General features: G+C 41.9%; 12 protein-coding genes. 10 read left to right on the forward strand and 2 right to left on the reverse strand.

The features are described from left to right. Nucleotides 1-59 precede the first annotated feature (59 nt). On the forward strand, nt 60-1,214 hold the full coding sequence (locus AC1HJP_RS14920) for an iron-containing alcohol dehydrogenase (protein WP_480362506.1): 1,155 nt from the start codon (nt 60-62) through the stop codon (nt 1,212-1,214). 103 nt (nt 1,215-1,317) lie between these two features. Here the strand turns inward: AC1HJP_RS14920 and rdgC are convergent, their stop codons facing one another. Continuing rightward, nucleotides 1,318-2,229 carry a recombination-associated protein RdgC gene (gene rdgC, locus AC1HJP_RS14925; RefSeq protein WP_480362507.1) on the reverse strand — a complete coding sequence of 304 codons (912 nt, stop codon included), beginning with the start codon at nt 2,227-2,229 and terminating at the stop codon, nt 1,318-1,320. Nucleotides 2,230-2,344: 115 nt separating this feature from the next. Continuing rightward, nucleotides 2,345-4,108 carry a sensor histidine kinase gene (locus AC1HJP_RS14930; protein ID WP_480362508.1) on the reverse strand — a complete coding sequence of 588 codons (1,764 nt, stop codon included), beginning with the start codon at nt 4,106-4,108 and terminating at the stop codon, nt 2,345-2,347. A gap of 224 nt (nt 4,109-4,332) precedes the next feature. Between AC1HJP_RS14930 and AC1HJP_RS14935 the strand changes: the two genes are divergently transcribed. The 9 genes from AC1HJP_RS14935 (at nt 4,333) to ribBA (ending at nt 14,617) form a co-directional block, all read left to right on the forward strand. Beyond that, nucleotides 4,333-4,698, forward strand: coding sequence for a response regulator (locus tag AC1HJP_RS14935; protein WP_480362509.1), 366 nt, complete (start codon nt 4,333-4,335; stop codon nt 4,696-4,698). Nucleotides 4,699-5,008: 310 nt separating this feature from the next. After that, nucleotides 5,009-7,423 carry a bifunctional aspartate kinase/homoserine dehydrogenase I gene (gene thrA, locus AC1HJP_RS14940; protein ID WP_480362510.1) on the forward strand — a complete coding sequence of 805 codons (2,415 nt, stop codon included), beginning with the start codon at nt 5,009-5,011 and terminating at the stop codon, nt 7,421-7,423. Between the two features lie 9 nt (nt 7,424-7,432). Next, on the forward strand, nt 7,433-8,371 hold the full coding sequence (gene thrB, locus AC1HJP_RS14945; protein ID WP_480362511.1) for a homoserine kinase: 939 nt from the start codon (nt 7,433-7,435) through the stop codon (nt 8,369-8,371). 3 nt (nt 8,372-8,374) lie between these two features. Next, nucleotides 8,375-9,658 carry a threonine synthase gene (gene thrC / locus AC1HJP_RS14950; protein ID WP_480362512.1) on the forward strand — a complete coding sequence of 428 codons (1,284 nt, stop codon included), beginning with the start codon at nt 8,375-8,377 and terminating at the stop codon, nt 9,656-9,658. Between the two features lie 253 nt (nt 9,659-9,911). Then, complete coding sequence (gene glyA, locus AC1HJP_RS14955; protein WP_058030851.1) at nt 9,912-11,168, forward strand: serine hydroxymethyltransferase; 1,257 nt, start codon at nt 9,912-9,914, stop codon at nt 11,166-11,168. Nucleotides 11,169-11,251: 83 nt separating this feature from the next. Continuing rightward, nucleotides 11,252-11,701 (forward strand): transcriptional regulator NrdR, encoded by a 450-nt coding sequence (gene nrdR / locus AC1HJP_RS14960; protein ID WP_390441977.1) that lies wholly within the window; start codon nt 11,252-11,254, stop codon nt 11,699-11,701. Further along, nucleotides 11,701-12,819 (forward strand): bifunctional diaminohydroxyphosphoribosylaminopyrimidine deaminase/5-amino-6-(5-phosphoribosylamino)uracil reductase RibD, encoded by a 1,119-nt coding sequence (gene ribD / locus AC1HJP_RS14965; protein WP_480362513.1) that lies wholly within the window; start codon nt 11,701-11,703, stop codon nt 12,817-12,819. The genes nrdR and ribD overlap by 1 nt, the downstream gene beginning before the upstream one ends. A 5-nt stretch (nt 12,820-12,824) precedes the next feature. Then, nucleotides 12,825-13,481, forward strand: coding sequence for a riboflavin synthase (locus tag AC1HJP_RS14970; RefSeq protein ID WP_480362514.1), 657 nt, complete (start codon nt 12,825-12,827; stop codon nt 13,479-13,481). A 23-nt stretch (nt 13,482-13,504) separates the two neighbouring features. Further along, nucleotides 13,505-14,617, forward strand: a complete 1,113-nt coding sequence (gene ribBA / locus AC1HJP_RS14975) for a bifunctional 3,4-dihydroxy-2-butanone-4-phosphate synthase/GTP cyclohydrolase II (RefSeq protein ID WP_480362515.1) — start codon at nt 13,505-13,507, stop codon at nt 14,615-14,617. Nucleotides 14,618-14,645 lie beyond the last annotated feature (28 nt).

Raw genomic sequence — 14,645 nt, forward strand, 5'->3', positions numbered from 1 at the left:
CATTTTAATAAAGCTATGAGTTGCTATTCTGTACTTAACAAAACACATAGGGGCACATTATGCAAAACTTTGATTTTTACAATCCGACTCGAATCGTATTTGGTCAAGATAGACTGGGTGAACTAGATAAACTTATCCCTGCATCGGCAAAAGTACTGGTTTTATATGGTGGCGGTAGCGTTAAGCGCTTTGGTACCCTAGAAAAAGTGGTTAGTAACTTAGGTGATCGTGAAGTAATAGAGTTTGGTGGAATTGAGCCAAACCCGCAATTTGAAACCTTAATGAAAGCCGTAAATGTGGTCAAAGAGAACAACATCGACTTTTTACTTGCTGTTGGTGGTGGCTCAGTGATGGATGGTACAAAATTCATCGCCTTGGCTGCGAATGCTGATAAAGATCATCATACTTTATTGTTCCATGGCTTCAATCCTGTACCAGTTGAAAAAGCAGTGCCACTTGGTTGTATAGCGACGTTGCCAGCTACTGGTTCTGAAATGAATGCATTTTCTGTGGTGACCTACAATGAGCAAAAATACCCAATTACGTCGCCACTAGTGTATCCACAGTTTTCAGTGCTAGATCCAGACTTTACTTTCTCTTTACCAAAAGAGCAGGTGGCGAATGGCGTAGCAGATGCGTTTGTGCACGTAGTTGAGCAATACCTGACTCAGCCTGTCGGTGCAAAAGTGCAAGATAGATTCTCTGAGGGGATTCTAAAAACCTTAATTGAAGATGGTCCGGTTACTTATCAAAGTGATGATTTAGCGGCTCGTAAGAACTTTATGTGGTCAGCTACATCTGCTCTAAATGGCATTATCGGTGTTGGTGTACCACAAGATTGGTCAACTCACATGATTGGCCATGAGCTGACTGCGATGTTCGGTATTGCGCACGGTCGTACACTTGCCATTGTTCTCCCTAGCTTATTAAGAGCACGTAAAGCGCAAAAACATGACAAGCTAGTACAATTTGCTGAGCGTGTTTGGGACATTACAGACGGCACTGAAGACGAGAAAATTAATCAGGCGATAGATAAGACAGAAGCGTTCTTCAACTCGTTAGATATTGTGACTGCACTGTCTCACTATGGTATCGATGATGAAGGTATTGATACGGTAGTAGCTAATATGGAAAAAATGGGATTAACTCAATTAAGTGAAACCGGTGACCTAACGTTAGATATCGTTAAAGAGATATTGTTAGCAGCGAAGTAAACTTATTTAATTTAACCTGAGCTTTGGTTAATTTATCTTATAAAAAAGGAGCCGTTTGGCTCCTTTCTCGTTTAAGTATTCACTCTGTACTTTGAATAAAAGACTATGCTAAATCTTCTTTATCGCCTAACCCTTCAGTGAGTTCTTCAAGTAGCTCTTTAATTTCTTCTGTGATTAAGATGAAATCAGCATCTAACTTAATGGCCATATCTTCTTTTGGAATATCGGCATTTTGCTCTTTTAGCGCATCGGCATAGCTTAAGCGTTTTAATGTACCGTCATTTTGTAAAATGAACTTAACACGTTCACGCCAATCGAGTGCAAGTTTAGTAACACGCTTACCATTTTCTAAGTGCGTTTTAATTTCATCGCTGGCTAGATCATGCTGCTTTAATTTAACTTGCGCACCGTTGTCGTCAGGCTCTTGCAGTTCTGCATCTGAGCCAATCGCGAAGCCATCAGGGGCATTAAAGTGAGTTAGCCAGTCAGTTAAGAACACATCTAAATCATAGTTAGCAAATGCAGGTACCACAGGCAGGGTGCCTAATGACTTTCTAAGTAGTGCGAGTAACTCTTCGGCTTTATTAAAGCTTGCACTGTTCACAATAACCCAGCCATTTACTTGATCAATAAAAGCAAATTGTAGGCTCGATTTTTTGAATGCTTGAGGAAGCAATGTGCTTAAGATGTTCTCTTTGAGCTCATCTTTTTCTTTTTTCTTTACTGGGCGGTTTTCTTCACGCTCAATTAATTCAATTTTTTCTGCCAGCATGTCATTGATAACTGAAGCTGGAAGTACCTTTTCTTCACGTTTTGCACACACTAAAATGCTTTTTTCAGAGAAGTGCGATAAAGTTTGCCCGTGTTTACCAAATGCTTTTGTCCAGCCAAAGGTATTCATCTCTTGACTACCACAAGGGCGGAATACGTCTTGCTCTAAGGCTTTTTCAAAGTCTTCTTGATTATATGAAACGTCTTGTTTGAATCTGTAACAGATCAGGTTGCTGAACCACATATTGTTATTATCCACTGATTTTAATGTTGGCTATGATAGCAATATTTATTTTGCTTGGGGGATAAAATTAAGCCCCGAATAATCAGGGCTTAACTTAGTTAAATAAAGCTGTATTTTAATCGAACATATTGGTTGGTTGTTGCAGTGTTTTCGGGAATCTGATCATATAGCTCAAGCCTTTACCTTCTTCGCTGCTTACTTCAATTTCACCATTTAAGGTTTGTTTCACCAAGTTCAATGTGATGTGTGTGCCTAAGCCACTGCCGCCTTGATCGCGTTTAGTGGTAAAGAAAGGGTCGAATAACTTCTCAAGTTGAGTCTGGCTCACGCCTCGACCATTGTCTTTGTAATGAATGACCACATCGTCGTTATCATTTTTAATTTCAATATTAATTTCGCCCTGATCAATACCGTCAAAACCGTGAATAAGCGAATTCATGATCAGGTTAGTAAAAATCTGACTAATTGCACCGGCAGGTAAATTTAATTGTAGATCTTCAGGGCACTCAACATTAATCGCATGCTTGGTTTTCTTTAATTTAGGGTGTAAAGAGCGAATAACCTCAGCAAGATATTGTTTCAGATTGATATTACGCACAGCCTCACTCGCTTGGTCCACGGCAATCTGCTTGAAGCTAGCAACCAGCTCAGAAGCTCTATCTAAATTGGTAGTCAGTAAGCTGGTACTTTGCTTAGCGTCGTTAATAAACTCTTCTAGTGCTTTTGGAGAAAGCGTTTTGTCTTTATAAGCGGCTTCAATTTGTTCTAAACGTTCTTGCAAAAATGAGGTTGCTGTAACACCAATACCAACAGGTGTGTTGATATCGTGCGTTATACCCGCAACTAAACCACCTAAGGCTGCCATTTTTTCAGACCCAACAAGACGTTCTTGGGCCATGTTTAATTCATCTAAATAACGCTCAAGTTCTTTTTGTTTGGTTAGCAACTCTTGTTCAGTTTGACGACGAAGATCTATTTCTTCAGTGAGCGTGAGTTTTTGTTTTTCTAGCTCGTATTTTTGCTGCTGTAAATCCATCATAGCTTGGCTAAGGTTTGATGTTTTTCGAGCAACTTCTTGTTCGAGTTGCAAATTATGTTGATCTAACTTTTCATTACTAATTAAAAGTTCTTTTTGCGTGTCATCAAGTTGATTTCGATAGTCACTGACTTTGTCTATTAATTTATTGAATGCTTCTTCCATGACTTTTAACTCATTGCGCTCCGTTGTACCAATGTCAATGCGCTGGCCATCAAGGTCATCGTTTAATTCAAATGCTTCAATCTGTTCGGTTAAGTCAGTAAGTGGCTCGGTCAGTAATTTTCTAAACGCAATTAAGAATAAAATAATTAAGAAGGTGGTTTTAACGACTGCATTACCAAGTAAGAAGTAAATCGATAACATAATGCGACTAAGCACAACTTCTCGGCTTGAAAAGAGTGTGACATCACCAACTTGTGTGGCTCGTCCAGAAAATTCAAAAATTAATGGAAAAGTATAACCAAACAATCCTGAAGGGGTGTCTTCAATGATGGCTTCTTCTTGAACGAGTTGTTGGCTATATAACTCATGGATATCTAGAGAGCGACCCAGTTGAGAGATAATCTCACCACTGTCATCGCGTACGATAATGCCTTCAATCATAGGGATTGCTAACAGGCCTTCTGCGGTGGTAACAGTTTGCTTGGTGTTTAATTCCCAAATAGCACGCGTTAAACTACGGCTAAAGGTCTTTTGCAACATGGTTAGCTCATTCTGAATATAGTTTTTAGTATTTATATACTCAGTAACAACCTGACCACATGTGACAAGGAAAGTTAACAAAAAGTAAACCGATAGCACATTCGTAAGTAGCTTTTTTGATAGGCTTTTTTGCAGCATGAATGAAGCTAGGCTCCCTGATTTTGTTTAAAGCGATACGTCTGTAGTTAAACTTAGCTAATAAAGGCGTAAAAATAAATATTTATCTGGCATTATTGTTTACAATGCCTTTGTTTGGTTAGATATTATATCGAACTTATTTAGTGCTTTAAGATGAATATGTTATAAGACATCTTAAATAGAGTGCTAGTAGTAGGTTAATTTCGAGTGAATGAGTTTAAAATATGAGCTTTACTATTTTGGTTTGTGATGATTCTGTGGTTGCCCGAAAACAAGTGGTTCGTTGCTTGTCATCAGCGTTTGATGCAACAATCTTGCAAGCGAAAAATGGGGTTGAAGCGTTAGAGGTTTTAAATAATCATCAAATTGATTTACTTTGCCTTGATTTAACCATGCCAGAATTAGATGGTGTAGGTGTATTACAAGCCGTGAAATCTCAAGTTATCGAAACTTTTGTTGTAGTCATATCAGCGGATATTCAACCAGAAATGAAAGCGCGGGTACAGCAACTCGGTGCAATCTCGTTTATTGAAAAGCCCGTTAAGTCTGATGTTTTATTAGGTCTTTTGCATACTTATGGCCTCAGATAACTCGGTTTTTTAGGCTAGCCTTTTTACTTCCTCTTTTTCTCTATTTAACTTCTAATTGTTATACCAAGGTCTAATTTTTCCTTTCTTTAAATCAAACTTGAGTTTTTTGCATAATAATTTCATAAAAAGACGGTTGCATGGTGTCTGATTTTCGGGCAGTCTAATAATTATGAAAACAATGAATTTAATTACGACCATTATTACAACCACCATCCTAACTGGATAGTGGCATAGGTCGTTGCGCATTAGAAAAAGGCCTGTGTTCACTACGAACACAGGCCTTTTTTCGTTTTTGGAATGAGGAAAAATTATGCGAGTTTTAAAATTTGGCGGCTCTTCGCTTGCCGACTTTGATTGTCTCAAACGGGTCAAGCAATTGATCGAGTCTCAAGCAGGCGAGCAAGCTTTGGTTGTTCTTTCAGCCCCAGGAGGCATGACAGACCAACTTGTTGAGTTAGCCAAGCTTGCTGAGCAAGGTGTTAATTACAGTGTTCAGTGGCAGGCTTTGCTAAATCGCGCAGACAGTTTGAAGTGTGAAGTCGAGCAGTTAGGTTCTGTTGTCGCTCATTGGCCAAGCTTTGCCGAACTAAGTGATAAGCTTGCTGGAGTTAAATTACTTAAGCACTGCCCTGAGCAAGTTAATGCTTATGTGATCAGCTTTGGTGAACGAGTGAGTGTTGCGCTTATGGTGGCCATGCTAGGTCAAAGGGCTGCTTATCTCGAGGCGACGCAATGTATTGAGACTCAAGGCGGGTATCTTGATGCAGAGGTCAACTTAGTCGCGAGTGAGCAGCGTTTTGCTGAAGTTTTAAAATCGCAACCAGCCGACTTTTATATTATGCCGGGGTTTACTGGGGTTAATAACCAAGGCGAACTAACTACCCTTGGTCGCAACGGCTCAGATTATTCTGCTGCAGTAGCTGCGGCTTGTTTAAAAGTCGAAGTCTGTCAAATTTGGACAGATGTAGATGGCGTTTATAATGCCGATCCGCGCTTTATCAAAAAAGCCAGCAAGGTAGACAGCCTATCTTATAAAGAGGCGATGGAGCTTTCATACTTTGGCGCTAAAGTTCTTCATCCAAAAACGATTTTGCCGTGTGCGAAAGTTGGCGTGCCATGTGAAATTAAAAATACCCACAATCCCGATGTGCCAGGTTCTGTGATCTCAAATGAATGCCAGAGCGACGAAACTGTCAAGGCTATTTCTTCATTAGAAAACTTAGCCATGCTGACGGTGTCAGGCCCCGGCATGAAAGGCAAAGTCGGTATGGCTGCGCGCGTTTTTAGTGCGCTTGCCAACGACAATGTGTCAATTGTGTTGATCACGCAGTCATCGTGTGAATTCAGTATTAGTTTTTGTGTGCATGAAGAAGATTTAAATTTAGCTTTAAGTGCCCTAGAGCAAGCGTTTGAACTAGAGTCGCAAGCTGGGTTGATTGAACCTGTACAAGTGCAGCGTGAACTTGCCATCGTGACTTTGGTAGGCGATAACATGAAAGCACATAAAGGTCTTGCGGCTAAGTTCTTTGATTCACTGGCACAAGCGCAAGTTAATATCGTGGCTATTGCTCAAGACTCTACTGAAAGTGCGATTTCTGCGGTGGTAGATGGTGCACTGTGCAATGACGCAGTGAAAGTCTGTCACGAAAATTTCTTCACTCATGTGCCTTCAATTGATGTGTTTTTATTAGGCTGTGGTTTAGTCGGTCAAGAGCTGGTTAAGCAACTTGAAAAACAACAAGATTGGCTAGCAAAGCGCAATGTAAAGCTTAACCTTTATGGTGTGGCTAACTCAAGAAAGCTTTTACTTGATGCAAACGGCATCGCATTTGATGCATGGCAAGCTCAATTGGAGCAACAAACTTCAGGTTTTGAGCTGGCTAAAGTAGAGCAGTTTGTTAGAGAGAATCACCTTATTAACCCTGTGCTGGTGGATTGCAGCTCGTCACAACAACTAGCAGATCAATACTATGACTTTTTAGATGCGGGCTTCCATGTGGTTGCTGCAAATAAAAAAGCCAATACAGGTAGTTTTAAATACTATCAGTCTCTAAAAAGTGCAGCGCAAAAACGTCAGCGCAAATTCTTATATGAAACAAATGTAGGTGCAGGTCTGCCGGTACTAGACAACTTGCAGCTACTTTTTGGTGCCGGAGACGAGTTATTGTCATTTAACGGTATTCTTTCTGGTTCACTCTCATACATGTTTGGTGTACTTGAAGATGGCTTAAGTTTGTCAGAAGCGACAGCAAAGGCGAAAGCGAATGGCTTTACAGAACCCGATCCGCGAGATGATTTATCAGGAACAGATGTTGCGCGTAAGCTTTTGATCATCGCGCGTGAATCAGGTCTTGAATTAGAGTTATCTGATATTGAAGTTGAAGCGGTTGTTCCTGAGTCATTTGCGCCAGGTACAAGTGTTGATGAGTTTATGGCTAAGCTACCTGAACTTGATGCGCCATTTGCTGACAAAATTCAAAGTGCCGCGAGTGAAGGCAAGGTGTTGCGCTATGTCGGCAGCATCGAAAACGGTAAATGTAAAGTGGGTATAGAAGCAGTTGATAAACAACATGCACTTTATGATATCCGTGATGGCGAAAATGCTTTGGCAATTTTGAGTCAATACTATCAACCACGCCCATTTGTTATTCGCGGATATGGCGCGGGTGCTGAGGTGACGTCAGCGGGTGTATTTGCAGATATCTTAAAAACACAGTCGCGGTAAGGAGTTGTTATGATTAGTTTTTATGCACCAGCGTCTATCGGCAACTTTTGTGTTGGCTTTGATTCTTTAGGGGCTGCGCTGGCGCCAATAAACGGTGAGCTACTGGGTGATGTGGTAAATGTTAAAGCCGCAGAGCAAGACACGTTTGTTTGTTCAGGCCCTTATGCCGATAAATTACCGGGAGAGGCCCATGAAAACTTGGCCTATCAGTGCTTAGTCCACTTTCGTGAACATGTCGCACCAAGTATGCCGTCGGTCTATCTCGAGCTTGAAAAGCGATTACCAATCGGCTCAGGTTTGGGTTCGAGTGCATGCTCTGTGGTGGCCACTTTTGCTGCTTTGAATGAGTTTGCAAAAACGAATCTTAGTCAAATTGAGCTGATTGAATTAATGGCCGATTTTGAAGCGAAAGTCAGTGGCGCTCGCCATTATGACAACATCACGCCTTGTTATTTAGGTGGTTTGCAATTGACCGCTGATCTTGTGCCTAACAAAGCTTTGTCTGTGCCTGTTGATTCTGATTGGTACTATGTCGCAGCTTACCCAGGTTTTGCATTGAATACGGCAAAAGCACGTGCAGTATTGCCAGAACAAAGAAGCAGCTCAGAAGCCATTGAATTTGCGCAGCGTTTATCGAGCTTTTGCCTTCTAATGAAAACTGAGCAATTCGATTTAGCGCTCTCTCTCATGAAAGATGATATGGCAGAGCCGTATCGATGCTCTTTAATAGCTGGGTTTGAACAAGCTAAAAAAGCGTTACTTGAACTTGGCGCTGAGCTTGTGAGTATTTCAGGTGCTGGTCCTACACTCTTTACGATTTGTAAAACCAAACAAGCGGCAGAGCAGTGCCAAGCTTGGTTAAACGAACACTATATTAATGAACACGGTTTTAGTCATATTTGTAAGCTAGACCAACAAGGCACGCGTGCCATTTCACAAGGAGAATAATCAATGCAACTTGTAAACTTAAAAGATGCCACGCAGCAAGTGTCTTTCACTACGGCTGTTAAAACAGGTCTTGGTCGTAACCAAGGGGTATTTTTTCCAGAGCAATTAAGTAAATTAGAAAATATCGATGCTTTACTTGAAAAGCCATTTGTAGAAAGAAGTGCCGAAGTATTGAGCCACTTAATTGGTGATGAGCTACCAAAAGATACGTTAGCAGAGATGGTTGAACGTGCTTTTAATTTTCCGGCGCCGCTTAAGCAAATTGGTGACAAGCAATATTGCTTAGAATTATTCCATGGGCCAACGTTGGCGTTTAAAGATTTTGGCGGCCGTTTTATGGCCGAGTGTATTGGTTTATTTAACCAAGGTGAGCGCGTCACAATTTTAACTGCGACCAGTGGAGACACAGGTGCAGCGGTAGCACATGCTTTCTATAACAAGCCAAATGTTGATGTAGTTATACTTTATCCAGAAGGCAAGATCTCGCTCGCTCAACAAAAGCTCTTCACGACGTTAGGTGGAAATATTCATTGTTATGCGGTTGCAGGCAGCTTTGATGATTGCCAAGCATTGGTTAAGCAGGCGTTCTTAGATGATGAAATGAAAGAAAAGCTGGGTTTAAACTCCGCCAACTCTATCAATATCAGCCGTCTAGTTGCACAAGTGTGTTATTACTTTGAAGCCGTTGCGCAATTACCTGTAGAGCAAAGAGGTAAAGTGCATGTTTCTGTACCAAGTGGTAACTTCGGTAATGTGTGTGCAGCTATGATAGCAGCAGCGCTAGGTTTACCTATTGCAAACCTGTCTGCAACCACCAATCAAAATGACACTGTACCACGTTACATGACATCAGGTGAGTGGTCGCCAAATGCCACATTAGAGTCGTTATCTAATGCAATGGATGTGAGTAAACCTAATAACTGGCCTCGCGTTGAGACAATGCTGGAACGTGGTGATTTCGATAAACATGAGTTTTATTCAAGAAGTGTCTCAGAAAGTCGCACGCAAGCGGTAATGAAAGAGATTGCTGCAACGGGTTACGTGATGGAGCCGCATACCGCCATTGCACTTGAAGGTCTGACTTTAGATAAAGCTGAAGATGCTGTGGGGATCTGTTTGGCTACGGCGCACCCTGCAAAGTTTAAATCTTCAGTAGAAGAGGTGCTTGAGCAAGAGATTGCAATGCCTAGCGTGCTGCAAGATGCCTTAGATAAAAAGTGTTTAGCGGAGCCAATGAAGGCTGATTACACACAATTGAAAGCTTCTGTTTTTGCTAAATTACTGTAATTATTAATCGCCAAGGGTGAGCCTTTGCAGACTTAAAAAGTTTACCAAACTCACCCTATATAAATATCTCTTATTTATTCCCTTCTTATTTATTTGTTTTTTTAATGTTTAAATAAAAAAATATCATTACATAAACACTGTGAAATAAATTCAATCCCTGTTTAAATATGCTCAAGCCGAAATTATAGGCATCGGACGCATAACTGCGTACAATACAGCTTTTACTACCCTAAACGTGTACCTAGGAGACCCCATGTTAGAACGTAACATGAACATTGCAGATTTTGACCCTGAATTAGCAAATGCGATTGCACTTGAAACGACTCGTCAAGAAGAGCACATCGAGCTTATCGCTTCTGAAAACTACTGTAGCCCACGTGTTTTAGAAGCTCAGGGTTCTCAATTAACTAACAAGTATGCTGAAGGTTACCCAGGCAAGCGTTACTACGGTGGTTGTGAGCACGTTGATGTTGTTGAGCAACTGGCTATTGACCGTGCTAACGAGCTTTTCGGTTCTACGTATGCAAACGTACAACCTCATGCTGGTTCACAAGCAAACGCGGCAGTATTCCAAGCGCTTCTTCAGCCACATGACACTGTATTAGGTATGAGCCTTGCACACGGTGGTCACTTAACACACGGTTCTCACGTAAACTTCTCTGGTAAAACGTACAACGCTATCCAGTACGGTCTAAACGAAGAAACGGGTGAGATCGATTACGCACAGGTTGAAGCGTTAGCACTTGAGCACAAGCCAAAAATGATCATCGGTGGTTTCTCAGCATATTCAGGTATCGTTGACTGGGCTAAATTCCGTGAAATCGCTGACAAAGTAGGTGCTTACCTATTAGTTGATATGGCACACGTTGCAGGTCTTGTTGCTGCAGGTGTTTACCCAAGCCCAGTACCTCACGCACACGTTGTAACTACGACGACGCACAAAACACTAGCAGGTCCTCGTGGTGGTCTTATCATCTCTGCTTGTGATGACGAAGACATCTACAAGAAGCTAAACAGCGCAGTATTCCCTGGTGGTCAAGGTGGTCCTCTATGTCACGTTATCGCTGGTAAAGCGGTAGCCTTTAAAGAAGCACTACAGCCAGAGTTCAAAACTTACCAAGAGCAAGTTGTTAAGAATGCACAGGCAATGGTTGCTGTTCTTCAAGAGCGTGGTTATAAAGTTGTTTCTGGTAAAACAGACAACCACTTATTCCTACTAGACCTAATCGACAAAGACATTACAGGTAAAGATGCTGATGCGGCACTTGGTCGTGCTAACATCACTGTGAACAAAAACTCAGTACCAAACGACCCACGTTCACCGTTTGTAACGTCTGGTCTTCGTATTGGTTCTCCAGCTATCACGCGTCGTGGCTTCAAAGAAGCTGAGTCAGCAGAGCTTGCGGGTTGGATCTGTGACGTACTAGACAACATCAACGATGAGTCAGTACAAGCAGAAGTTAAAGAGAAAGTAAAAGCTATCTGCGCTAAATTACCAGTTTACGCGTAATTTCGCTCACAAAATCAAAGAATTTTGTTATGATTAAGGCCGCATTTGCGGCCTTTTTTATATTTTTTCACAAGTGATTATCTATGCATTGTCCATTTTGCACCGCTAAAGAAACAAAAGTCATTGATTCCCGTTTAGTCGGCTCAGGTCATCAAGTCCGTCGCCGTAGAGAATGTGTGTTATGTCATGAGCGCTTTACGACGTTTGAAGGTGCCGAATTAGTCATGCCTCGGGTAATTAAACAAGATGGCTCTCGAGAGCCGTTTAATGAAGACAAACTATTAAATGGTCTGCACCGCGCGTTAGAGAAACGCCCTGTGAGCACTGAGCAAATTGAAGAAGTTGTGCATCAAATTAAATCGCAAATTCGCGCTACGGGTGAACGTGAAGTGTCTAGCCATATGATAGGCGAATGCATTATGGAAGCGCTGAAAAAGCTCGATAAAGTGGCCTATGTCCGCTTTGCTTCCGTATATCGCTCATTTGAAGATATTAGAGAGTTTGGCGAGGAAATCGCGAGGCTTGGGGATTGATGTTTAGCGAACAAGATAAAGAATTTATGCAGCAGGCCATCGAGCTTGCTGCAAAGGGCCGTTTTACCACCTCTCCTAACCCTAATGTGGGCTGTGTCATCGTAAAAGACGGCGATATAGTTGGTCAGGGTTATCACCAAAAAGCGGGTGAAGGTCATGCCGAAGTACACGCATTAAAGATGGCTGGAGACAAGGCAAGAGGCGCAACGGCTTACGTTACCTTGGAGCCATGCAGCCATTATGGTAGAACACCGCCTTGTGCTAAAGGCTTAATCGACGCTGGTGTTAGCCGCGTTGTTGCAGCCATGGTCGATCCTAACCCAGAAGTCGCAGGTCGCGGCTTACGTATGCTAGAAGAGGCAGGCATTGAAACCGCAGCAGGTTTATTTGAGCAAGCTGCAAGAGCACTGAATCCGGGTTTTCTAACTCGCATGGAGACAGGCTCACCTCATATAAGTTGTAAATTGGCTGCGAGCCTAGATGGCAAAACAGCATTAAAAAATGGTGAAAGTAAGTGGATCACCTCAAGCGCAGCTCGTCAAGATGTGCAGTTTTTACGTGCTGAACACTGCGCCGTGTTATCGGGTGCTGATACTGTGCTGTTTGATGATGCTAAATTGAATGTACGACTTTCAGCAGAGCAGCTTGAGCTTGCTGAAGGGTTATCGGTTCGCCAGCCTATTCGAGTGATCATCGATTCTCAAAACCGTTTGTTTCCTGATTTAGCATTATTCTCAATCAATAGTCCTATTATAATTTTAAGAACAAAAGCAGATACAACACACCAGTGGCCTGAACATGTTAAAGAGCTGGTGGTTGACTCTATGAATGGTAAGGTTGATATCAAAAAAGCGTTAAAGCAATTAACTGCGCATGGTATCAACAGTGTATTCGTTGAAGCAGGCGCGACGCTTGCGGGTAAGTTTCACGAATTAAATCTTATCGATAATTATATTCTTTATTTAGCACCTAAAATTATGGGTCAAGACGCGCGAGGTTTATTTAACGTGCCAGAGTTGACGCAGATGGCAGATGTACAGAGCCTACAATGGCACGATATTAAGCAAGTTGGCGATGATATTCGTTTAACAGCATGCAAAGTAGCGCAAAAAGGTTAAGTTTTATGTTTACAGGTATCATTGAAGCAACTGGCAAGTTGACTGAGTTGACACAAAATCAAGGCGACCTAACGGTTCGTGTAAGTAGCCCAAATTTAGACATGGGCGACGTACAGTTAGGCGATAGCATTGCAACAAATGGTGTGTGTTTAACGGTTGTTGAAAAATTTTCTGATGGTTTTCGTGCCGATGTTTCAAATGAGACCTTGAAATTGACGCAATTTGCTCAATATAAGCTAGGGCAAACCGTTAATTTAGAAAAAGCATTACAGCCTATTTCACGATTAGGCGGCCATTTAGTCTCAGGTCACATTGATGGCATTGCGACAGTCGTGGCGATTTCACCTAATGCCCGCGCAACCGAATATTGGTTAGAAGCGTCCAGTGAGCTGATGAAATATATTCCATATAAAGGCTCAGTAGCCATTGATGGGATCAGCTTAACTGTAAATGAAATTAAAGATTGTCAGTTTAAGCTGACAATTGTGCCGCACACAGCACAAGAGACAACCATTGCTGAATTTAAAGTGGGCAGTAAAATTAACTTAGAAGTGGATCAAATAGCACGTTATTTGGAACGCTTAGTACTTGGAGCTCAAGAGCCTGCACAAAGCTCTACTCTCACAATGAACTTATTGGCAAACGCAGGCTTTATTAAGTAGCTAATTAATTAAACAGGTAAATTATGAACTTGAACAGCGCACAAGAGATCATCGAAGACATTAAAGCCGGTAAAATGGTTATCTTGATGGATGATGAAGACCGAGAAAATGAAGGTGACTTAATCATCGCAGCCGAGCATATTTCAGCGGATGCCATAAACTTCATGGCAACCCACGGTCGTGGTTTAATTTGTTTGACTATGACTCAAGAGCGTTGTCAGCAGCTTGATTTACCATTAATGGTGAGAAACAACGGCGCGCAATTCTCAACGAATTTCACGATGTCTATCGAGGCAGCAAAAGGCGTCACTACAGGTATTTCTGCCGCTGATCGTGCGCGTACAGTTCAGGCTGCAGTGGCCAAAGGTGCAGTGCCGACTGACATCGTACAACCGGGCCATATTTTCCCTATTATGGCACAACCTGGCGGGGTATTAACTCGAGCTGGTCATACAGAAGCAGGGTGTGACTTAGCGCGCTTAGCAGGCTTAGAACCATCATCGGTGATTGTTGAGATCTTAAACCCAGACGGCACTATGGCGCGTCGTCCTCAGTTAGAAGTGTTTGCAAAAGAACATGGATTAAAAATTGGTACTATCGCCGATTTAATTGAATACCGTAACTTAAACGAGACAACTATCGAAAAAGTTGCACAGTGTAAATTGCCAACTGAATATGGTGAATTCGATCTAGTTACTTATAAAGACACCATTGATAACCAGCTTCATTATGCTTTACTCAAAGGTGAAGTTTCAGAAAGCGATGCAACGCTAGTGCGTGTTCACTTACAAAGCACTTTTAATGATGTATTGCTATCAGACAGAGGCGCTGATAGAAGCTGGAGTTTACACGGTGCGATGCAGCACATCAGCGAAAATAACGGTGTGCTGGTTATTCTGGGTAAACAAGAACAAACTGAAGACATCGAGCACATGGTAAAAGCATTTGCTGCGCAAGATGCGGGCGAAACTGTAAATCAGCGTAAATTCCAAGGTACGTCTCGTACCGTTGGTGTTGGCTCGCAGATCTTAGCTGACTTAGGTATTCAAAAAATGCGCCTAATGAGTATGCCGAAAAAATATCATGCACTTTCAGGTTTCCACCTAGAAGTCGTTGAATACGTAGAGCCTAAATAATTGAATAAAAAAGCCCGTTGATGACAAC

This window comes from Pseudoalteromonas sp. NFXS53, from assembly GCF_056629255.1.